Here is a 20,214-nt window from a genome sequence, read left to right on the forward strand (position 1 = left end):
CCCCGCTGCGCGTCGTGCTTTCAGAGTATCGGCGGGTGTCGACTGATTTCCCTATGAGAAGTGTTCCGGCAGCAATGCATCCGGCAGATTCTGATAGCAGACAGGACGCAAGAAACGTCGGATCGCCAATGTGCCCACGGATGTGGCACCGAAATTGGTCGAAGCCGGGTAGGGGCCGCCATGGACCATGCTGTCACAGACCTCGACCCCCGTGGGGAAGCCATTGGCCAACACGCGCCCGGCTTTGCGTTCAAGGATCGGCAGCAGGGACCGCGCCATGCCCATGTCGGCCTCGTCCATATGCAGGGTGCAAGTCAGCTGCCCGTGCAATCCGCGCGCGACGTCGTGCATTTCGTCGGGTGTCTCGGCAGTCACGATGATACCCAGCGGGCCGAATACCTCTTCCGCGAGGGATGTGTTGGCCAGCCAGGTTGCGGCGCTTGTTCGGTAAAGGAAAGGGGGCGCATTGCGCTGATCGCATGTCGAAGCCAGAACCTCGTGAACACCAGCGGTTTCAGCAACACGGGCCTGACCGTTGCGATAGGCTTTGGCGATGCCGTCGGTCAGCATGGTCTGCGCCGGAACTTCGGTCAATGCGGCCTGTGTGATCTCGGCGAAACGGTCCGTTGCTTCGCCTGCCGGCATCACGACGACGCCCGGGTTGGTGCAGAACTGACCAGCGCCCATCGTCAGCGAGCCGGCCCAGCCTTTGGCGATGTCTTCACCCCGGTTTGCCAGTGCCGCATCCAGAATGAACATGGGGTTTACCGATCCAAGCTCGCCAAAAAACGGAATCGGTTCGGGGCGCGCGGCGCACAGGTCGAACAGGGCGCGACCGCCCGCAAGCGATCCGGTGAAGCCGACCGCCTTGATCAGAGGGTGCTGCACCAAGGCAGAACCCACAGCCGGTCCGCCGTCCTGGATCAGGCTGAAAACGCCGGGATGAATGTTGCAACGGCGGATGGCTGCAAGGATGGCTTCGGCGATGATCTCGCCGGTGCCCGGATGGGCGCCGTGGCCTTTGACGACAACCGGGCAGCCGGCAGCCAATGCGGCGGCGGTGTCCCCCCCGGCGGTGGAAAATGCCAGCGGGAAATTTGATGCGCCGAACACCGCGACCGGGCCGATCGGGCGCTGGATCATTTTCAGATCGGGCCGGGGCAGGGGGGAACGGTCCGGCAGCGCGCTGTCGTGGCGCCGGTCCAGATAATCGCCGCCGAGGATATGCGTTGAAAACAGCCTCAGCTGCCCCGACGTGCGGCCCCGCTCACCTTGCAGCCGAGCCTCGGGCAGGCCGGTTTCCTGAGTGCCAATCTCGGTGATTGCATCGGCGCGCGCTTCGATCTCGTCGGCAATGGCGTTCAGAAAGGCGGCGCGTTCTTCCCGAGTGGAATAGCCATAACTCCAAAACGCCTCTTCCGCGGCCTGCGCCGCGGCGTCGACGTCTGAAATGCGACCTTTCGAAAAGTCATGCGATGGCCCATGTGCGGGTTGTGATGCAAAGAAATCGTCACCGGCAAGCCAGTTGCCGGCGATCAGATGCTTGCCATGCGGGGTAAAGGTCATTTGGGCCTCGTGTTTCGGGATGTCCAGATTAATGGATAATGTATCCAAAATGACAGGACATGCAAGACCGCCCTAGGGTTCGTCTGTCCCGCGCTTCGAGGCGATCATTTCCAGAAGCTGTTCCTTGGTCCGGCGAATATGCTGGGCCAAGACCTCGCAGGCTTGGTCCACATTGCCTTCCCGGGCCAGCCGCAACAGATCACGATGTTCCTTTTTTGCGGGTTCGCGCTGTTTCATCACGCTCAGGTGCATCCTGACATAGCGATCCGATTGCAGGTTGACGCGGTCCAGCAATTCGTTGGTCAGCTTCCGTCGTGACGCCGCATAAAGCGCCGAGTGATACTGATAGTTCAATATCCCCCACTTGCCGACGTCATTTTCATCATACGACGCTTCCATCTGATTGAGGATTTCGTCGCAACGCGCAAATTCCCCTGGGCCCATATTCGGGATGGCCCGGCGGAACAGATCGACTTCGATCAGGATGCGAAGATCGAAAATTTCACCGATTTCGTCGAGGGAATGCTTGGTCACCGAGCCGCCGCGATTGTTGGCCCATTGCACCAGACCTTCGGCATTCAGGCGTTTCAAAGCCTCGCGGATCGGCATGCGAGAGACATCATATTCCTCGGCCAGGGCTTCCTGCCGGATCGTCTCACCTTCGGCGAGTTCGCCGCTGAGGATACGTTCACGCAGATCATTTGCGATGACGTCCGGTAGGCTTTGTTTCGTGATCGCGCGTTTTCCTGCCATTTCCAATATCCCGCCACGGTTTTTTGGATACAATTACCCGCAATCACCGACTTTTCCAAGTCGAACTTGGATTTCGACCCATGTTCGACCCCTGCCCGAGATCAAAAAAAAGGCCTGAATCTGATGATGAAACCGTAAAGAGGCCGCGTATCTTCAGACTTTTCCGTTTTGAAAAACGTGCCTGCTGACATCAAACACCCCAGGTGTCAGACAGACGATAGCCACCGGGCCATGGATCGTCAGGATCCAACATGTGCTGATGAATTCCGGTGATCCAACCGCGACCGCTGATTTCAGGAACGATCGCCGCGCGGCTACCGACCTGCGCTGTGTCAATGATCCGCCCGGTAAAGCGCGATCCGATGATCGAGACAGCCTCGAAGGTCTGGCCGGGTTTCATCACCCCCTTGGCCGCCATCAGCGCCATGCGCGCGGATACAGCGGTGCCCGTCGGCGAACGGTCGACCTTGCCCGGCTGGATCGCCACGGCGGACTTGCCGCTCAGACCGGTTTCCGTTTCATACAACGGGCCGCAAAAGGCGCAGAACGATATATGATCCCAGTCCGGGTTCTCGGGATGCGAAAATCCAAGCTGCTCATTGGCGGCGTTTGTGATCTTTACCCCCAGCCGGGCTATGTCGCGGGCCTCGTGGTCGACGATCGCGAACCCAAGCGCCTGCGCATCGACGACCACGAAACTGTCGCCGCCATAAGCGGTGTCTACCGTGATCGTGCCCAGTCCGGATACCTCGAGCGGGACGGACAGCTTGTCGGCGAAGCTGGGCAGGTTCTGGACAAAGATGCGTTGTGCCTTGCCATCGCGGCATTCCGCACGCACCCGGACCAGCCCGCCCGGTGCCTCGAGCACCATATGGGTTTCCGGCTCGTGCATTGGAATGATCCCGCCATCCAGCAACACGGTTGAGACACAGATCGAGTTGGACCCCGACATGGGCGGCGTGTCTTCGGGTTCCATGATGATCCAGGCGGCGTCCGCCTCGGGGTGTTTTGGCGGAACCAGAAGGTTGACATGGCGGAACACACCGCCGCGTGGTTCGTTCAGAACAAAGTTGCGCAGAGTCTGGTCCCGCGCAATGAAGCTTCGCTGATCCCAGAGAGTGTCGCCCGGCGGTGGGGCGACACCCCCCACGATGACATCCCCAACTTCACCTTCGGCATGGGCCGAGATCACATGTACGGTTTTGCTGCTGCGCATGTTTACCTCAGCTATATTGCGCGACGGGGGCACCCAGCGCGTCGAAGATCGGTGTCACGCCCAGACCGGGACGATCTGCTGCGGTCATCCGGCCATTGACACGCTTTGGCGCACCTTCGGCGATGTCCACGGTACCATAGGAATTGAAGTCGGTGGCCGAGAACGTGAACTCGGACGGTGTCGACCGCGCCAGATGGGCGATGGTGGCTGTGGTGATGTCGCCGCCCCATGTGTCCTCGATGGTCATGGGAATACCGTGCGCCACGCACAGATCCCGCATCAGTTTTGCCTTGGTCAGACCTCCTACCTTGGAGATTTTCAGATTGATCACGTCCATGGCGTCATCGGCGATGCCGCGGACCAAAGTGTTGGGCGTGTCGATGACCTCATCCATCACGAAGGGCAGCGCGGTGCGCCGGCGGATCGACACGCATTCCTCATAGGTCAAACAGGGTTGTTCCACATAGACATCCATGCCCGCGATGGCGCCTACGACACGCGCGGCCTCGTGCCGGGTCCAGCCCGTGTTGGCATCCGCCACCAGCAGGTCGGTCTTTTTCAGAACCGCGCGGGTGGCGTGAATGCGGTCGATGTCATCATTGGCGTCGCCGCCCACTTTCAGTTGAAACTTCGTATAGCCTTCGGCCGCATAACCTTCGATCTTTTGCGCCATGATGTCCGGTGCTTCCTGGCTGATCGCGCGATACAGCACCACGTCCTGTTGCGCGTCGCCGCCCAACAGGGTGTAGAGGGGTTGCCCGGTCGCCTTGCCCAGCAGATCCCAGCAGGCGATATCAACGGGCGCCTTGGCATAGGGGTGGCCACGCAGGGCTGCATCCATGGTGCGATTGATCTGGCCGATATTCAGCGGATCCTGCCCGATCAGATGTAGCGACAATTCCGCCAGCCCGGCCCTGACGCCCAGGGCAAAGGACGGAAGATAAGCCGATCCCAGCGGGCAGCATTCGGCATACCCCTTGAGACCTTCATCCGTGATGATCTCGAGAACGGTGCTGTCGAAGACCTCGACATAGTTGCCATTGGACCAGCTGTAGCGGCCTTCCTTCAGCGGCAGATCAACCTGATATACGTTCAGTGCAGTGATTTTCATGAGGTGTTCTCCTGATCAGAAGCGTGTGGATGCGTAAGGCTTCATGTCGAGCGCGGGCTTGGTGTCCGTGACCAGATCCGCGACCAGTTCCGCCGTGCCTGCGGATTGCGTCAAACCCAGATGGCCATGTCCGAAGGCGTAAAACACCTGTGGTGCACGCGCCGAGCGGTCGATCAGCGGCAAACTGTCGGGCAGCGACGGCCGAAAGCCCATCCATTGCGTGCCGCCTTCCAAATTCAGGCCAGGCATGAAGCGCCCGGCCTTTGCCAGAAGCGCGTCGGCGCGTTTGTAATTGGGCGGCAGCTCCAGCCCGCCCAACTCGACCGCGCCACCGATGCGCACACCGCCGTTGATCCGCGTCACCACAAATCCGTGGCCACCGAATGTCAGATGGGTGCGCAGATCAAAGGCCCCTTGGGGCAGGGTCGTGTTGTACCCGCGCTCGGTTTCCAGAGGGATGCGATCGCCCAGGGTTTTCGCCAAGTGATGAGACCACGCCCCGGCAGCCACGATCACCTGTCTTGCATCAATTTCACCGATCGAAGTCGTCAGGCGAACGCCCGCATCCATGGGTGTGAGCGCGCTGATTGTCGCGATTTCAACCTGACCGCCACGGGCGGTGAACCGGGTGGCCAAATGTCTTGTCCAGCTGGCCGGATCGACCGTGTTCATCCAGGTGGGCGTAAAACCCGCATGGGTAAATCGTCGGTCAAGCCCGGGCTGGATTTCCGCAATCGCGTCGGGGCTGTCCAGCAGATCAAAGGGGATGCCGTGATCCTTGCGCCTGTCCCATGTGGGCAGACTGGCGCGGAATTCGCCTTCACCCTCGAACACCTGCAACTGGCCGTCGCGTTGCATCAGCGCTTCGCCATCGACATCCGCGATCTGGCGTTCCAGCGCCGCGCGGCTGTGATCCATCAAAGCAGCCTGCGCAGACAAGGCCGCAGCATAGCGATCCTGCCAACTGGCCCGCCAGAACCGCAGCATCCACGGCGCGATGTTCAAAGCGTAAGAAGGAGGAATTGAAAGTGGACCCAGCGGGTCAAACAGCCATTTCGGAGCCTTGCGCATGATCCCGGGGGTGGCCAATGGCACGATGTCGGTAAAGGCAAAGGCTCCGGCGTTGCCCTTCGAGGCACCGGCTCCTACGCCTTCGCGATCCAGCACCAGCACGCGCCTGCCGCGTTTTTGCAATTCAAGTGCGGTGCTGATGCCGATGATACCGGCACCGATCACAACGATATCCGTCGGGTTGTCTTGCAGCATGGCCAGATCTTCTCAAACTGTGGCTCGGTTCCGGGGGCTGGATTGCGCCAGTCCCCGATAGTTTTGTCAAAGAAGGATCCCACCGCGGAACGGATCGTTTTGCGCGAAAATCAATCTGCCTTCGGCCATGATATGCGCCTGCCCGGTCAGGGTCGGAATGATGCCGCCATTGGGACCGGGCTGAAAGCTCAGCCGGTAAGAGCTGCCGATCACGCTTTCCTGCACGATCTCTTGCCCCGGAACCAGAACCCCATCCGCGGCCAGACAGGCCAGACGCGCAGAACTGCCGGTCCCGCACGGGGATCGGTCATATTGATCGTCCGGGCACAGGACGAAATTCCTGCTGTGAACGTCGTTGTCCGGGGGTTTGTCCTGCAAGATCACGTGGTCCACCGGTTCCCCGTTTTCGCCACGCACGTTCTGGTCGATGCAGGCTTTGCGAATTGCAATGGTCAGATCGGTGAGGGCACGGATGTTGCCGGGCGTCACGTCCATCGGGCTGGGATCGACAATGAAGAACCAGTTGCCACCATAGGCCAGATCGCCTGTCACTTTTCCATGGCCTTCGACGTCTACCGACACCGAAGCCCTGACCCGGCGGCTTTCGATATTGGTGACGCGCACCGTATTGGCGTCCAACAGGTCAACCGAGATGACGCCGGCCGGCGTTTCGACCCTGTGCGTCCCCGGACCGATCCGGCCCAGATGGGCCAGAGTGACCCCAAGGCCGATGGTGCCATGACCGCACATGCCCAGAACGGCATCGGCATCGAAATAGATCACGCCGGTTTCGCAGCCAGACGTTTCCGGCGCCACCAGAAGCGCCCCGACCATGCCGGGTTGACCGCGTGGTTCCAGAAGGACCGATTTGTAGAAATCCTTGTGCTCGGTGGCCAGGCGTTGCGCGCGCTCGGCCAGCGGGCCCGACCCCAGATCGGGGCCGCCGTTCAGGATGACCCGCGTGGGCATGCCTCCGGTATGGCTGTCGATCACATGCATTCAGCGATGACCCCGCCCTGGCCGGACCAGTCGGCAAACCAGGTGCGGAACAATCTGTATTGCTGTTCGCAATAGTTGCGCTGGGCATCCGTCAGCTCGTCGGTTTCGTTGAAGTGCAAGCGGTATTCCTCTTCACCGTTCAGGACCAGCAGGTGCTTGTAGTACAGCACCAGATCGGTGCCTTCGTCAAAGCTGGCCAGCACGCCAAAGGCTTCTTCAAGCTCGCGCGCGCGCAGGCGCGCTTCGGCATGGCCCGCCGCCGCTTTCTGGCACAGGGCGGCCAGCAGCAGTGCCTCTTTGGGCAGGGCGGTGCCGATACCGGTAATCGAACCCGTGGCGCCGCAGTTGACGAAGCCATGATAAACCTCGGTGTCCACGCCCACCATCAGCGTGACCTGATCATCCTTCGAGGTGATGTGTTCCGCGGCGTAGCGCAGGTCGCCTTTGCCTCCGAATTCCTTGAACCCGACAAGGTTCGGATGATCTGCACGCAATTCCAGGAACAAATCAGCACGGGTGGCGAAGCCGTAGACGGGGCTGTTGTATATGATGGCGGGGATATCCGGCGCGGCTGACAGGATTGCCTTGAAATGGTTGCGCTGTGCCGGGATGGACGATCCACGCGACAGCACACGTGGGATGACCATAAGCCCTGCCGCGCCGACCTTTTGCGCATGTGCGGCCAGCGCCACCGCAGATTTCGAGTTTATCGCACCGGTGCCGACGACGACAGGAAGGCCAGCGTCGATCAGGCGCTCGACACCTTCCATGCGTTCGGCATCCGACAGCAACGGCCAGTCGCCCATCGAGCCGCAATACACCACGGCGGACATACCTGCCTCGATCATTTCCTTGCCCTTTTTCACCAGGGCATCGAAATCCGGGGTCCGGTCGGCTTTGCACGGGGTCATCAGGGCTGGCATGGTGCCGGTGAAGATATTCTTGGACATGAAGGTGATCTTCCTCGTTGTTTCAGGGGGCCAGTGCACTCAGCGCACGTTGGCAAGGAATTTACGGGTATGTTCGGATTGCGCATCACCGAATATCTGCTCGGGCGGACCGATCTCTTCCATCACGCCCTGATGGAAGAAAGCAACCCGGTCCGACACATCGCGTGCGAAACCCATCTCGTGCGTGACACAGATCATGGTCATCCCTTCTTCGGCCAAAAGGCGCATCGTGTCGAGAACCTCGCCCACCAGTTCGGGATCCAACGCTGACGTCGCCTCATCAAACAGCATGTATTCCGGCTCCATCGCAAGCGCGCGGGCGATGGCCAGACGCTGTTGCTGGCCACCCGAAAGGGCAGATGGGTAGACGCCCAGCTTTTCGCCCAGGCCAACATGGGTCAGTTGGCGGGCGGCGATGTCGCGGGCTTCTGATTTTGACAGTCCCTTGACGATCTTGGGGGCCAGCGCGACGTTTTCCAATGCGGTCAGGTGGGGAAAGCTGTTCCATTGCTGAAACACCATTCCCAGCTTTGTGCGCAGCTTGTTGATGTCGGTGCCCTTGGCATGAACATCAGTGCCATCCACCCTGACCGAGCCTTGCTGGATCGGTTCCAGCCCGTTGATGCAATACAGCAGGGTCGATTTGCCGGAGCCCGATGCGCCGATCACCGACAGGACCTCTCCTTTCTGCACATCCAGATCGATGCCCTTCAGCACATGCAGCGCGCCGAAATACTTGTGCAGGTCGCGAATTTCGATCATTGGGCCCACCTTTTTTCAAGAGACGCGGAATAGCGCGAAATCGGATAGCTGAGCGCGAAATAGAACGCGCCCGCGATTGTCAGGATCAGGAAAGGTTCCTGCGTCCGGGTGATCAGGATCTGACTGGCCTTGAGCAGTTCGACATAGCCCAGCACCGAAACCAACGCGCTGTCCTTCATCACTCCCAGTGCGACACCGACCCAGGCCGGGAAGATCGCGCGCCCGCCAATCGGGAAGACGACATAGCGCAGATCCTGCCAATAGGTCATGCCCAGACTGCGCGCGGCACGGCGCATCGGCGCACCGACGGCCACGATCCCGCCGCGTGCGACATTCGCAACCAAGGCGGCCGTGTAGATCGACAGGATCACCACGCCCGAGGCGAACGGGTCCAGATTGAGCCCGACAATGGGCGCAAAGTTGTAGAACAGCACCAGTTGGATGATCAGCGGAACGGAACGGAAAACATCCAGAAACGGGGCCACTGTCAGGGCTGCGGCCAGCTTGCCCTCGTACAGGATCCACCCGCATACCACGCCAAGAAGCGTTCCGATGGATATCGACAGAACCGAAATCCAGAGTGTCCGCAGGGCCGCTTCGCCCAGAAACCACAGATCATTGATGGTGAAGCCGCTGAAAAAGCTGACAGTGGGTTCCATCCGAGCGTCCTTCAGTAGCGAAAGAGCCGGGTCGCCAGCAGGCGTGAGGCTCCGAGAATGATTTTGACGATCACGTAGTAGATGACCGCGGTGACGGCGAAATATTCAAAGATGCGGAAGGTGCGCGAGGCAAAGAACTGCGTCTCGCCTGACAGCTCGCGGAAACCGACCAGCATGCCCAGCGAGGACATGAGCACGGCCCAGACCATCTGATTGGTGATCGGGTGATAGACGATGCGAAACACCTGCGGGATCACCACGCGTGTGTAAGCCTGCCACGCGGTCATGCCCAGGGATCGAGAGGCCCGCAACTGCGTCTCGGGGACGGCCTGGAAACCTCCGCGAAAGTTTTCGGCCAGATAGCCGGCGCAATTGAAGGTCAAACCCGCCAGCACGATGAAGTATGGCGACAGGTGCAGGCCGAATGCGCCAAGCCCGAAGCCGAAAAAGAACAGCTGAAACAGGGCGGGTGTGTTTCGGGCCAGTTCAACCCAGGCCGAGGCGAACCAGTACAGCGGCCCCTTCAGGTGCAGCCGCGTCAGCGCAAGACACAGGCCGATGAGGATGCCCAGGATCATCGCCAGAACCGCGACTTGCAAGGTCAGCAGCGATGCCTCAAGCAAGTCCGGCAGGTTTTTCATGACCGGCCGCCAGTGGAAGTTGTAATCGAACACAGGTTTTTTCCGAATTGACCGGCTCTTTCGCCGGGCCGAAACCCGACGAAAGAGCATTTGGGGGGTGAAATCAGTACATCACGTCGGGGACGCGCAGCTCGGGTGCTTCGCCTCCGACATATTTGCCCCACAGGTCCTGGTACCGGCCCGAGCGCACCTGATGCGTGACAAACAGGTTCAGGAAATTCAGCCAGGTGACGTCCTGTCGTTTGCCCACCACCGAAGTGTAGTCGGTTGTCCAGGGCATACGGGGGCCGGCCAGCACCGTTTCATACTGCTGGGTGATCGGCAGAACGGCGGTGTTGGTGGTGATGCCGATATCGGCCTTGCCCTGCGCGACCGCCAGAAACACCTCGTTTTCCGACTGATAGCCCTGATAATTGCCTTCCTCACCCCATTCGGCGGCAATCTTCAGCCATTCCTGTTCTGGCACGGTGCCAATCGCGGCGGCGACGCGTTTGCCACGGATGTCTTCGAAGGTTTCGATCCCGCTGTCCGCGTTCACGACGCCCTGCGCATAGTAGATTGCATAGGGAATGCTGAAGCCCACGGTCCGCGCCCGTTCAAGGCTGTCCGAGGTTGCGCCGAACACGACGTCGGCGCGCCCGGTCACGATGACCGGCAGGCGTTCGGCCCAGGTCAAAGGCAGGATTTCCGCCTCGACTTCAAGCGCTGCGGCCAGATCATTGCAGTAATCCACGTCAAAACCCGCCGGTTCGTTGTTGGCGTCGCGATACCCGATCGGCGGAAAGTCCAGAACAACGCCGCAGCGAAGAGTCCCGCGATCCACGACATCGTCGAGCGTGTCCGCCATCGCAGGACCTGTTGTGAAAGTGGTGAAGGCCGCCAAAGCGACGAGTTTCTTGAGCATGTGATCCTCCCTGAATCAAAGATGCGATCACGAATAAAGGATATTGGATCCAACATCCATAAAAAATTTACCACCGGCAGCGACACGGGCCCGTACCCGGCTACAGGAAGGATCAATTGTTCAAGAAACGCCCTTGGCTGATTGATCGTCTTGGGGGTGGGGGCAAGCCGATCATCCAATCGTTCAAAACGTTGTGGAGACGCTTTTGGCGCAACATCCCAATGAAGGGCCGGTCATTCTGATCTGGTCCGCTCGGCGCAGCCCGCACCGGGCCGGGATGGACGAAGACAACCCCAACACGTTCTGGAACCCTCCGCCTGAGGACTGGGTGCTCAAAGGTCACGGAACCGACCTGCACAACCCGGACAGGTGCCCCCATTCGCTGTAAGACAACGCGCAGGGTTGTTTTTCCCTTTCCCGATGCTGCCAATGGCGTTCAGTCTGTTCAGATGACGCCGGTTTCCACCCACGTGTCAAATCGCGACAGAACAGCTTGACAGAAAGCCGCGTCGTTGATGTGAACATCCAGCTCGGTCATCGGCACCCGGCCGGGCATGACCTTGCGCGCCTCGTCCACCATTTCTGCCAGAGCATCTGGATCATGCGCCTCTTCGCCTTCCCTGTCCCAGGCCTCGACACCCTGAACGGGCAAAAAGAAATGCACCGGCCCGGTTGCGGCTTCCAGCCGGTTGGCGAGTTCCCGAATCCAGGCGCGCCGTTCGGCGCCGTTGAAGACCGAGCTTTTGATCAGGCGGTTGTGTTCGTGGAACGGGCGATCGGCATATTGTTCGGGGATGTCCTGCCAGCCCGCAAAATCCAATAGATCCAGCGCACCGGGTGCCACCATCTGGGGCGTTCCAACGCGCCCGGCATTGGTGACCCGGTCATCGCCGCTGGACACGACAGAGCCCGCCATCAGGTTGCCGAATTCCTGCATGCAGAAGTCCATCACGCAGGCAAACGCGCCTTCGCCCGCCAGTTTTTCATAGGCCATGCCGCCCATGCCGGTAGAGTGGAAAACGGCCACTTCAAAGCCGCGGTCTTCCAGTGCCGGTTTCAGAATTTTCATGTAGCGCAGGCAGGACGAACCAAGGCTGGTCATCCCGATCAGAGGTTTGCTGCGATCAGGGGCGGTCGCCGCCCTGGCTGCGCCCACGACGGCCCCGGCAGCTTGGCTGAGCGACGATTTGCAGATCGAATTCATGCCATACAGGCCGCCGGCCCACAAGATCATCTGAACATCCGGCGCCAACCGGTGCGGAGGGATCAGAGGCGAGAAGCTGACCGTTGACACGATATATTTGGGAACGCCCATCGGCAAAGCCTGTGCACAATCCAGCGCAAGGTCTGTGCCCATGGTCCCGCCCGTGGCCAGCATCCCGTCAAATCGACCTTCTGAACAGGCTTGTGCAACAACTTTTGCGGCCCCTGTGGACATCACGCGAAAGGCTTTGTTCTCGTCTCCTTGCGCGATGACCTGTTCTATTGTCATGCCACCGGCAGCGGCAACGTCGTGTTTCGAGATATCCGTCGGTTCGGACGGATCACCCAGAACCGATACATCCATGGTCAGCACGTCAGCGCCCTGTGCTCTGACCGCCTTTTCGATAAACCGCATTTCGGGCTCTTTGGTATCGTACGTACCAATCAGCAGGATTGTCTTTTCGGCCATTGGTGCCTCCTGTCTAAGTGTGCTGTTGAAGGTATTGGGACATCAACGCCCGCGCGGTTTCAATGAACCGCTCATTGCGTATGCCCGATCCATCTTCGTTCAGGCGGGATGCAACCCATCCCACATAGGTTACCGCGCGCAGTGCCATGAACAGGTCGAGTTGGCGGGTACAGATCGGTCGTTCAGATCGATACCCCGCCAGCAAAGCACCGCGCAGCCGGTTGAAATCAGGTTCGTGCAGGTTCTTGAGAAGCGTCGTTGCGATATCAAACAGGCGAAAACCGAACCCGGCATCGTCGAAATCAATCAGCCACAGTACGTCACCGTCAACCATGACGTTTTCGCGGACAAGATCGGCGTGGATCAGCCCGTAATCCAACTGATTTTCCACGCGCCGAAGGTCACGATCTGCGATATCCCGGAACACCAGGAACAGGGCCCGGTCCGTTTTTCCAAGCGTTGGGTTTTCCCAGAAACGACCCCAGACAGGGGCGTCTCCAAGCAGCCCGCTGCGATCCCATGACCAACGCACGAAGTCCTGAGGAGGTGTCCATTGGTCGCTGATGTGGTGCAGCCGTGCCATTTCCCGGCCGATTGAGCAAAAGACGCCTGTCCGGTCCTGATGCGTCAAAGCCTTTCCTGTCGCACCCAGAGGGCGGCCCGGCAGCCAGTCGAGCATGTCGACCTGAATGCCGTCCACCAGATGCAGATAGCGCCCATCTGCGGCCGGAACGGGCGTTGGAACCCGGACCCCGTTTTTGCCCAGAACGGCCATCCACTGTAGCTCTGACCGGAGTTCGGTATCCGTTCGCAAGCCCTTGCGATGCAGTCTCAGGGCATAGGCGGTCTGGCCTGCCTGAACGCGATAGACGCGGTTTTCCCGAGCCGCCACAAGAGACGCCCGGCCATCAGCCAGACCCCAAAGGGTCAGCGCCTGTTCCACGATCTGCTTCATGCGACCAGTGGCGTTTCCGCCAACACGTCGTCCAGCGTGTCGAAAAGAAGATCCGCGTTTTCGACAGAGAATGGCATGGGCGGGCGAATTTTCAGAGTATTCTTGTGACGCCCAAGCTTGGAGTGAATGATCCCGCGCTGGCGCATGGCGTTGATGATACGGTCAGTGAATTCTCCGGCGGGTTCCTTGCTGTCGCGATCAAGGACCATTTCAGCCCCGAATATCAGCCCCGAGCCGCGTATGTCTCCGATGACGTCATACTTTTCTTTCAAAAGGTTCAGCCGTTTTCGCGCATGGTGGCCAACGGATCTGGCGTGTGCGACCAGGCTCTGGTCTTCGATCTCTTCCAAAACCGCCATCGCGGCAGCACAGGAAACAGGGTTTCCGCCAAACGTGTTGAAGTACCGATATCCCTTGCGGAATGCCGAAATGATCTCGGAACCTGTGACCACGCCGCCCACCGGATGGCCGTTGGCCATGGGTTTGCCCAAGGTCATGACATCCGGCACAACGCCCAACTTCTGATGCGCCCACATGTGGGTGCCGGTTCGGCCAAAGCCTGATTGCACCTCGTCGCAGATCAACAGGCCCCCGGCCTGGCGGACGACCTTGGCCGTGGGAGCCAGCCAACTGTCCGGGTTCTCGGGAAACCCCTCGTTCAGAAAGTAAGGGCAGAGGATCAATGCGGCAAAACCGGTGCCGGCCTTTTCGTGTTCCGCAATCTGTTCCGCCACGGCATCGGCGAATTTTGACCCATCCGGGTCGGGATTGCGATAGCTGTCGGGCGCGCTGACAAAGCGGAAATACCGGCTCAGACCGAAGCCGACCGTCGGGATGTTCGATTTGCTCAACTGGCTGACCAGCGCGGTATTGCCGTGATAGGTGGCGTCGGTGGCAATGATCCCTCGTTTTCCGGTCATCGCCTCGGCCATTCGCAGAGCAATGTCATTTGCCTCGGAACCGGTACAGGTGAGGATGGCCGTATCCAGGGAGTCGTCCATCGTTCCGGTCAGTTTTTCCACATAGTCCAGAATCCCGTCATGCAGATACCGGGTGTGCGTGTTGAGCGTGCGCGCCTGACGACAGATCGCCTCGACCACGCGCGGGTTGCAATGCCCCACATGAGGCACGTTGTTGTAGCAATCCAGATACTTGCGCCCGTCCGCATCCCACAGCCAGACGCCTTCACCTTTCACGAAATGAACGGGTTCGTCATAGAAGGTCGATACATTGGGCCCCAGCAACCGGGCCCTGCGTTCAATGAGTTCCGCGGATTTTGCTGGAAGGGTCATGCGGGCGGCCTTTTTTCAGAGTTTTATCCAGGCGGTTTTCAGATCGAAGTATTTCTCGATCGCGTGCAGCGATTTGTCGTGCCCGTTGCCGGATTGGCGAACGCCGCCCAGCGGAACGGTCAGGTCGGCACCGCCATACGTATTGACATGAACAACGCCGGCGCAAATGCCGGCCACCATGCGATGCGCGCGGCTGAGGTTCGAGGTCCAGACACCACCGGCCAGCCCAAATACGGTGGCATTGGCAAGGCGCAGCGCTTCGTCTTCGTCGGCAAAGGGCGTGACGGCCAGAACAGGGCCAAAGACCTCATTCTGGAACAGGGTGTCGGTCTCTTTCACGTTGGCCATCACGGTCGGCGCCATGTAATAGCCTCCGGTCTCGGTCAGGATGCGGTTTCCGCCGGTCCGGCGCTCGGCGCCTTCGGCCTCGGCCTTGGTGACGAAATCCAGATTGGCCTGAAGCTCTGGCAGGCTGTGGACCGCACCGATCTGGTTGTTGAGATCCAGCGGGTCGCCGACGCGAAAGCCTTCGGCGTGGCGGCTGATCTCGGCGACGAAGTCCTCGTAGATCTCTTGCTGGACCAACAGGCGCGATCCGGCGACGCAGACCTGACCAGAGTTGCGGAAGATGCCCGCCGCGGAAACCTTGGCCGCTTCGGCCAGATCAGGGGCGTCGGCAAAAACGATGTTCGGGGATTTGCCGCCCAGTTCAAGATAGCAGCGTTTCAGGTTCGACCGCGCCGAATACTCCAGCAGCCGCCGCCCGGTCGTGCCCGACCCGGTAAACACCATGATGTCGACATCCATCGACAGGGCCAGCGCCTCACCCACGACCGAGCCACGCCCGGTCACGACGTTGAACACCCCATCGGGCACTCCGGCTTCTGCGGCAAGTTCGGCAATCTTGAGCAGGCTGAGTGAGGCGCTTTCGGCAGGTTTCAGCACGACGGAATTGCCTGCGGCCAGTGCCGGTGCAATTTTCCAGCTGCCGATCATCAGTGGAAAGTTCCAGGGCACGATGGCCCCGACAACCCCGACCGGAGCGTGATGCACAAGACCCAGAACGTCACCGCTTGTCGGGGCGATCTGCCCGTAGATCTTGTCGATCGCCTCGGCATAATACCGGAAAGTGGCCGCCGCCGAGAGCGCCTCGGCCTTGTAGGCCATGGTGATCTCGGTTCCGTTGTCGCGTACGCCCAGCACGGCCAGTTCAAGCGCGCGGGCTTCGATCAGGTCGGCCAGCTTCAGCAGCACTTTCTTGCGGCCGGCAGGGGCCATGCGCGACCATCGCCCGTCCTCGAAAGCATCGCGCGCCGCGCGCACGGCCATGTCGACATCGGCCGGTGTGCCTTCGGCGATCAGCGCCAGAGGTTGGCCGTTGATCGGAGACAGAACCTGATGCCGGGCCCCGGTTTCACCATCCTGACTGCGGCCGTTTATGAAATGCCCGCGCGGAGCAATGTCCTGCGCACGCAGCGCATCAATCGAGGATTGGTCCATGGGGTTATCCTTGCTGAGTTGAGTCTTCGTCGAGAACCGGCTGCGGTCTGATACGTTCCTTGTGTTCCTTGATCAGCGAGCGAACGTGCAGCAGAAGGATCCCGAGGATCATGATGAAAAGAATTGCGGCAATCGGTCGGTCGATGAAATCAAGTGGTGACTTCACCCGCGCCATGGCGCTGCGCAGTTTGACTTCCATGATCCCGCCCAGAACCATGCCCAGAATGATCGGAACAATGGGCAGGTTCAGGCGCTTCAGGATCAGCCCGAACACGCCGAACCCGGCGGCAATGGCGCAGTCCGTGACTGAGTTGCGCAGGCTGAATACCCCGACAAAGGACAGCGTCAGGATCATGATCCCCAGAAAGCGCGTCGGGATCTGAATGATCTTCAGCAGCAGGTTGGTCGAGAACAAAAGAAAGACCAGAACGATCACGTTGAGCAGGATCAGCGACATGTACAGCGCCATGACAAAATCCATCTGGTCGGCGAATAGCTGCGGTCCGGGGATCACGTTGTGAACGTAGAAGACGGACAGCATCATCGCGGTCAGCGCCTCGCCCGGAATACCCAGCGCCAGCAGTGGAATCATCGCAGCCCCGGGGACGGCATTGTTGGCCGCCTCGGACGCCACCAGACCTTCGGGTGATCCATCGCCGAATTTGTCCGGGTCCTCAGAGGTTTTCTGTGCGTATGTGTATGACAGGAACTGTGATGTGAATTCGCCTGTGCCCGGTATCATGCCCATGAGCACACCCAGCGATGACGAAACCGTCGCGATGCGTTTCAGGCCCAGCAGCTCTTTGAGGCCCGCGAAGATGCTGCCGCGCACATGGGCTTCGCCCGGCGCGTGTTCTTTGTCGACCAGCAACAGCAGCGCCTGACTGATGGCGAACAGCCCAAGAACCACCACGATCAGATCGATACCTGACGAAAGCCAGGTTTGGTCAAAGGTGAAACGTTTGGTGTATTTGACGGGTTCCAGACCGACGGTGCTGAGGAAGATGCCGAAGAACGCCAGCATCGCGGCCGAGAAGGTTTGCCCGCGATGAGCCAGGATCACCAGAAGGATGCCCATGAGTGCGGCCAGAAAAATCTCGCGGCTGCCGAAATGCGGGGCAACCCAGGCCAATACGGGTGACAGGATGATCAGACAGAGGATCGAGAAGATGCCGCCGAAAAACGACGCCGAATAGGCCAGCGACAGGGCCCGGTGGCCCTCGCCGCGCTTGGTCATGGGATAGCCGTCATAGGTGGTCAGTGCATTGACGGCGGTACCGGGCGTGTTGATCAGGATGGCGGGGATTGCGCCGCCATACATGGACGACCCGTAGATGCCCAACAGAAGGGTCAGGCCGACGATGGGCTCGAACGCGAAGGTGGCGGGCAGCAGGATGGCAATTGCGACAGCAGCGCCGACGCCGGGCAACGCGCCGATGATGACCCCGCCCACCGATCCGATGATCAGCGCCACGACGACCTGCCACTGCGCCAGAATTGCAAAGCCGGAAATCAGATTGTCCATCTTGGCCTCACAGGTAGGTCAGCGCAAAGGCGCGCAGCCCGTCGGGCAGGTATTCGTATATCCGACCGGCAGGAATGTTCACCTGAAGCAACGCGCGGAAAACGACTGCCACGACCGCGCCGAAGGCAAGTGCAACGCAAAAAGCGCCGGGCAATCGAAACCCCAATCGTATCGTCAGCAGGGCTGCAAAAAGCATGGTCGATGGCAGGTATCCAAGCCACGGAACCGCCACGACATAGATCAGGAAGTAGGCAACGTATTCGAGGGACATCAACCAGAACGTCACCTCTCGCAACCGTCCGGGAATGCGTGGGGACAGGAAGGAGCCCAGCAAGTGGAGGCCGCTGAACAAAACCATGCCCCAGATCGCGATCTTGGGCCACAGGGCGGGTTGCGCAAACCACTTGGTTCGTTTGACGGCCTGAGTCTCAGCGCCGATCTGGCTGAGAAGGAACAGGGAGAAGCCGAAGAAAAGCAAGGCAAAGACAATATCGCCAGGACGTCGATACCGTCGGAACATGTCTTGCAGCGTCTTTGCTATCATCTTGGCCTCCTGTTTGAATCAAACAGACCCGGCGATGTTCGATCTGGCCGGGCCTGTTTCGGATTATTCGCCCAGAATCTCTTCGATCTTGGCGAAAGAGGCTTTGTCCTGCTCGATCTGAGCATTCGAAGCGTCCGGGTCCTGCCAGTAGATCAGGGCGCCCGTTTCCTCAGCCAGCTTCTTGGCCTTGTCCGAGGACAACGCTTTCTGCGCGGCAGCCGAGATCTTTTCACGCGCGTCGGCAGGCGTGTCCTTGTGTACGAACAGCCCGTTCCAAAGGGCCAATGGCAGATCCGGATTGAGTTCCACGATCGTCGGCGTATCCGGAACCAGTGAAATCCGCTCGCCGCCGATGCTGGCAAGGACGTTCACCTGATCAAGGCAGGGAAGGATCAGCTGTAGCGTCGTATTGATGACATCCACGTCGCCCGAGGCCAGCGTGTTGCAATCCAGGGCGTCGAAAGCCGCTTCGCTGGCAAAGTCGAACCCGCTGCTGACCGCAGCTGCAAATGTGACCTGCGTGGGGGGCAGAACCGATCCGAAATGGCCAAGCGCCACGTCATTTTCCTTGCCGTAGTCGGCCAGCTCTTCCCAATTTGAAAACGGCGCGTCTTTGCTGGCCGCGATGACGAAGGGATAGGTCAGGAAGATGCCGATTGGATCAAAAGGATTCGGGTTGAGTTCGGGAATTCCGATTTCGGGACCGATGACAGGTACGCCGATGACGAATGAGCCGATGGTGTACCCATCCGCCGGAGCGGTTGCCACCTCGACCGCGCCGGGGAATGGGCCGCCTCCGCCGCCGGGTTTGTTCACGACAGCGGCAGGCACACCGTACATGGCCTGGAATTCGTCGGCGATCATCCGGGTAAGGACATCTTCCAGATCACCCGGAGGCCAGGGGACGACAAAACTTACCGGCTTTTCAGGGTATTCAGCCAGTGCGGCAGTGGCCGAAGCCGCAAAAGCGGCGGCTGTGAGAAATTTCTTCATTGACACCTCCCGTTAGTGGTTCATTATTTGAACCGCGTTAACAATAATAATGTTGCTTTGTTAAGTTAGTTCTGTCAAGTATTACCTGAGCAAGAGGACCACACGCACATGGGTACAGCCCTTAACGCCCTAAAAATGCTGGACTACTTTTCCAATGCCCGCCCGGAGATCGGGCTGAGTCACCTTGCGCGGTTGTCCGGGCTGAACAAAGCAACGGCATTGCGGCACCTGCGCGCGCTCGAGGAGTTCGGGTTGATCGAGCAGAATCCGATGACGAAATCCTATGCGATCGGGCCGGCGGCTTTGCGTTTGGCCGCGCTGCGAGAGATCGCCAGGCCCGGCATCGAGGGCGCGCGCCAAAAGATGCAGGCCGCCATGCAGGTGGTCGGTGAATCCCTGCATCTGTCTTTGCTTGAGAAAACGGGGTTGCAGACGGCGCTTGTGGTGGAAGCAACGCAGCACAGTGTCCGTGTCAGCCTGGATCCCAGCGAGATGCTTCCTCTCAATGCGACGGCATCAGGTCTTTGCATGCTCAGTTTCGGGCCGGCTCACCTTTTGGAGCAGTTGGATCAGCATGTGCAGGCACGGTTTACGCAAGCGACGCTTACTGATCCGAAGCTTATCAAGGAACGGGTCGCAAAGATCAGAGTTTCAGGCTGGGCCGACAGCCGTGGCAGTTACGAAGAAGGTGTTTTTGGATATGCCGCGCCGATCTTCGGTATCGATCAGGTCGCATTGGGAACCATCGCGATAGCGGTCCCGGAAACCCGGGCAACCAGCGACCGCCTTCCGGCAATACTGTCGACGCTGCATTCACTTTCGGTTGATCTGACTGCTGGTTTTGGCGGCCAGTTGCCCGACTCCTTTCCAACCGGATTCCACCCGTGACCCGGGGCGGATTCAACA

Annotated in this window: 20 protein-coding genes; 2 read left to right on the forward strand and 18 right to left on the reverse strand. The window is 59.8% G+C overall.

Translation table 11 applies throughout. The features are described 5' to 3' along the window. Window positions 1-51: 51 nt before the first annotated feature. From ACR0E2_RS14575 to ACR0E2_RS14625, 11 genes are all read right to left on the reverse strand, one after another. Window positions 52-1,566 (reverse strand): aldehyde dehydrogenase (NADP(+)), encoded by a 1,515-nt coding sequence (locus ACR0E2_RS14575; RefSeq protein WP_480447017.1) that lies wholly within the window; start codon window positions 1,564-1,566, stop codon window positions 52-54. A 72-nt stretch (window positions 1,567-1,638) separates the two neighbouring features. Next, window positions 1,639-2,319, reverse strand: a complete 681-nt coding sequence (locus tag ACR0E2_RS14580) for a GntR family transcriptional regulator (protein ID WP_480446885.1) — start codon at window positions 2,317-2,319, stop codon at window positions 1,639-1,641. A 190-nt stretch (window positions 2,320-2,509) separates the two neighbouring features. Continuing rightward, window positions 2,510-3,535 (reverse strand): trans-3-hydroxy-L-proline dehydratase, encoded by a 1,026-nt coding sequence (locus ACR0E2_RS14585; RefSeq protein ID WP_480446886.1) that lies wholly within the window; start codon window positions 3,533-3,535, stop codon window positions 2,510-2,512. Between the two features lie 7 nt (window positions 3,536-3,542). Further along, window positions 3,543-4,646 (reverse strand): cis-3-hydroxy-L-proline dehydratase, encoded by a 1,104-nt coding sequence (locus ACR0E2_RS14590; RefSeq protein ID WP_480446887.1) that lies wholly within the window; start codon window positions 4,644-4,646, stop codon window positions 3,543-3,545. 15 nt (window positions 4,647-4,661) lie between these two features. Continuing rightward, window positions 4,662-5,912, reverse strand: a complete 1,251-nt coding sequence (locus ACR0E2_RS14595; protein ID WP_480446888.1) for an NAD(P)/FAD-dependent oxidoreductase — start codon at window positions 5,910-5,912, stop codon at window positions 4,662-4,664. Window positions 5,913-5,978: 66 nt separating this feature from the next. Further along, on the reverse strand, window positions 5,979-6,911 hold the full coding sequence (locus tag ACR0E2_RS14600) for a 4-hydroxyproline epimerase (protein WP_480446889.1): 933 nt from the start codon (window positions 6,909-6,911) through the stop codon (window positions 5,979-5,981). Then, window positions 6,902-7,861, reverse strand: coding sequence for a dihydrodipicolinate synthase family protein (locus ACR0E2_RS14605; protein ID WP_480446890.1), 960 nt, complete (start codon window positions 7,859-7,861; stop codon window positions 6,902-6,904). Before ACR0E2_RS14605 ends, ACR0E2_RS14600 begins: the two co-directional genes overlap by 10 nt. Window positions 7,862-7,900: 39 nt before the next feature. Continuing rightward, window positions 7,901-8,623 (reverse strand): amino acid ABC transporter ATP-binding protein, encoded by a 723-nt coding sequence (locus tag ACR0E2_RS14610; RefSeq protein ID WP_480446892.1) that lies wholly within the window; start codon window positions 8,621-8,623, stop codon window positions 7,901-7,903. After that, complete coding sequence (locus tag ACR0E2_RS14615; RefSeq protein WP_480446893.1) at window positions 8,620-9,282, reverse strand: amino acid ABC transporter permease; 663 nt, start codon at window positions 9,280-9,282, stop codon at window positions 8,620-8,622. Before ACR0E2_RS14615 ends, ACR0E2_RS14610 begins: the two co-directional genes overlap by 4 nt. An 11-nt stretch (window positions 9,283-9,293) precedes the next feature. Further along, a complete protein-coding gene (locus ACR0E2_RS14620; RefSeq protein WP_171229352.1) occupies window positions 9,294-9,956 on the reverse strand; it encodes an amino acid ABC transporter permease in 663 nt (220 codons plus the stop codon). A gap of 70 nt (window positions 9,957-10,026) precedes the next feature. After that, window positions 10,027-10,827 (reverse strand): transporter substrate-binding domain-containing protein, encoded by an 801-nt coding sequence (locus ACR0E2_RS14625; protein ID WP_480446894.1) that lies wholly within the window; start codon window positions 10,825-10,827, stop codon window positions 10,027-10,029. A 205-nt stretch (window positions 10,828-11,032) separates the two neighbouring features. Between ACR0E2_RS14625 and ACR0E2_RS14630 the strand changes: the two genes are divergently transcribed. Beyond that, window positions 11,033-11,215 (forward strand): hypothetical protein, encoded by a 183-nt coding sequence (locus ACR0E2_RS14630; protein ID WP_480446895.1) that lies wholly within the window; start codon window positions 11,033-11,035, stop codon window positions 11,213-11,215. Window positions 11,216-11,272: 57 nt separating this feature from the next. Here ACR0E2_RS14630 and ACR0E2_RS14635 read toward each other — a convergent pair whose 3' ends face one another. From ACR0E2_RS14635 to ACR0E2_RS14665, 7 genes are all read right to left on the reverse strand, one after another. After that, complete coding sequence (locus tag ACR0E2_RS14635; protein WP_480446896.1) at window positions 11,273-12,499, reverse strand: Tm-1-like ATP-binding domain-containing protein; 1,227 nt, start codon at window positions 12,497-12,499, stop codon at window positions 11,273-11,275. A gap of 13 nt (window positions 12,500-12,512) precedes the next feature. Beyond that, window positions 12,513-13,454, reverse strand: coding sequence for a phosphotransferase enzyme family protein (locus ACR0E2_RS14640; RefSeq protein WP_480446897.1), 942 nt, complete (start codon window positions 13,452-13,454; stop codon window positions 12,513-12,515). Continuing rightward, window positions 13,451-14,746 carry an aspartate aminotransferase family protein gene (locus ACR0E2_RS14645; RefSeq protein ID WP_480446898.1) on the reverse strand — a complete coding sequence of 432 codons (1,296 nt, stop codon included), beginning with the start codon at window positions 14,744-14,746 and terminating at the stop codon, window positions 13,451-13,453. The genes ACR0E2_RS14640 and ACR0E2_RS14645 overlap by 4 nt, the downstream gene beginning before the upstream one ends. A gap of 15 nt (window positions 14,747-14,761) precedes the next feature. Continuing rightward, window positions 14,762-16,246 carry an aldehyde dehydrogenase gene (locus ACR0E2_RS14650; RefSeq protein ID WP_480446899.1) on the reverse strand — a complete coding sequence of 495 codons (1,485 nt, stop codon included), beginning with the start codon at window positions 16,244-16,246 and terminating at the stop codon, window positions 14,762-14,764. 4 nt (window positions 16,247-16,250) lie between these two features. Then, entirely contained in the window at window positions 16,251-17,771 is a 1,521-nt protein-coding gene (locus ACR0E2_RS14655; protein WP_480446900.1) for a tripartite tricarboxylate transporter permease, read from the reverse strand. 7 nt (window positions 17,772-17,778) lie between these two features. Next, the gene (locus ACR0E2_RS14660; RefSeq protein ID WP_171229359.1) at window positions 17,779-18,315 is read right to left on the reverse strand and encodes a tripartite tricarboxylate transporter TctB family protein; all 537 of its coding nucleotides are present in this window, start codon (window positions 18,313-18,315) and stop codon (window positions 17,779-17,781) included. Window positions 18,316-18,378: 63 nt separating this feature from the next. Further along, entirely contained in the window at window positions 18,379-19,308 is a 930-nt protein-coding gene (locus ACR0E2_RS14665; RefSeq protein WP_152460587.1) for a tripartite tricarboxylate transporter substrate binding protein, read from the reverse strand. Window positions 19,309-19,416: 108 nt separating this feature from the next. On the opposite strand from ACR0E2_RS14665, the gene ACR0E2_RS14670 reads away from it, so the two are divergent. After that, window positions 19,417-20,196 (forward strand): IclR family transcriptional regulator, encoded by a 780-nt coding sequence (locus ACR0E2_RS14670; protein WP_480446901.1) that lies wholly within the window; start codon window positions 19,417-19,419, stop codon window positions 20,194-20,196. Window positions 20,197-20,214: the final 18 nt, after the last annotated feature.

The organism is Ruegeria sp. A4, from assembly GCF_056543025.1.

What these genes read in the sequence shown, in the direction of transcription:
- ACR0E2_RS14665 (WP_152460587.1), bottom strand. Translation starts at nt 19,308, where the DNA reads ATGAAGAAATTTCTCACAGCCGCCGCTTTTGCGGCTTCGGCCACTGCC.
- ACR0E2_RS14650 (WP_480446899.1), bottom strand. Translation starts at nt 16,246, where the DNA reads ATGGACCAATCCTCGATTGATGCGCTGCGTGCGCAGGACATTGCTCCG.
- ACR0E2_RS14575 (WP_480447017.1), bottom strand. Translation starts at nt 1,566, where the DNA reads ATGACCTTTACCCCGCATGGCAAGCATCTGATCGCCGGCAACTGGCTT.
- ACR0E2_RS14605 (WP_480446890.1), bottom strand. Translation starts at nt 7,861, where the DNA reads ATGTCCAAGAATATCTTCACCGGCACCATGCCAGCCCTGATGACCCCG.
- ACR0E2_RS14645 (WP_480446898.1), bottom strand. Translation starts at nt 14,746, where the DNA reads ATGACCCTTCCAGCAAAATCCGCGGAACTCATTGAACGCAGGGCCCGG.
- ACR0E2_RS14610 (WP_480446892.1), bottom strand. Translation starts at nt 8,623, where the DNA reads ATGATCGAAATTCGCGACCTGCACAAGTATTTCGGCGCGCTGCATGTG.
- ACR0E2_RS14655 (WP_480446900.1), bottom strand. Translation starts at nt 17,771, where the DNA reads ATGGACAATCTGATTTCCGGCTTTGCAATTCTGGCGCAGTGGCAGGTC.
- ACR0E2_RS14615 (WP_480446893.1), bottom strand. Translation starts at nt 9,282, where the DNA reads ATGGAACCCACTGTCAGCTTTTTCAGCGGCTTCACCATCAATGATCTG.
- ACR0E2_RS14660 (WP_171229359.1), bottom strand. Translation starts at nt 18,315, where the DNA reads ATGATAGCAAAGACGCTGCAAGACATGTTCCGACGGTATCGACGTCCT.
- ACR0E2_RS14595 (WP_480446888.1), bottom strand. Translation starts at nt 5,912, where the DNA reads ATGCTGCAAGACAACCCGACGGATATCGTTGTGATCGGTGCCGGTATC.
- ACR0E2_RS14580 (WP_480446885.1), bottom strand. Translation starts at nt 2,319, where the DNA reads ATGGCAGGAAAACGCGCGATCACGAAACAAAGCCTACCGGACGTCATC.
- ACR0E2_RS14640 (WP_480446897.1), bottom strand. Translation starts at nt 13,454, where the DNA reads ATGAAGCAGATCGTGGAACAGGCGCTGACCCTTTGGGGTCTGGCTGAT.
- ACR0E2_RS14600 (WP_480446889.1), bottom strand. Translation starts at nt 6,911, where the DNA reads ATGCATGTGATCGACAGCCATACCGGAGGCATGCCCACGCGGGTCATC.
- ACR0E2_RS14585 (WP_480446886.1), bottom strand. Translation starts at nt 3,535, where the DNA reads ATGCGCAGCAGCAAAACCGTACATGTGATCTCGGCCCATGCCGAAGGT.
- ACR0E2_RS14590 (WP_480446887.1), bottom strand. Translation starts at nt 4,646, where the DNA reads ATGAAAATCACTGCACTGAACGTATATCAGGTTGATCTGCCGCTGAAG.
- ACR0E2_RS14670 (WP_480446901.1), top strand. Translation starts at nt 19,417, where the DNA reads ATGGGTACAGCCCTTAACGCCCTAAAAATGCTGGACTACTTTTCCAAT.
- ACR0E2_RS14625 (WP_480446894.1), bottom strand. Translation starts at nt 10,827, where the DNA reads ATGCTCAAGAAACTCGTCGCTTTGGCGGCCTTCACCACTTTCACAACA.
- ACR0E2_RS14635 (WP_480446896.1), bottom strand. Translation starts at nt 12,499, where the DNA reads ATGGCCGAAAAGACAATCCTGCTGATTGGTACGTACGATACCAAAGAG.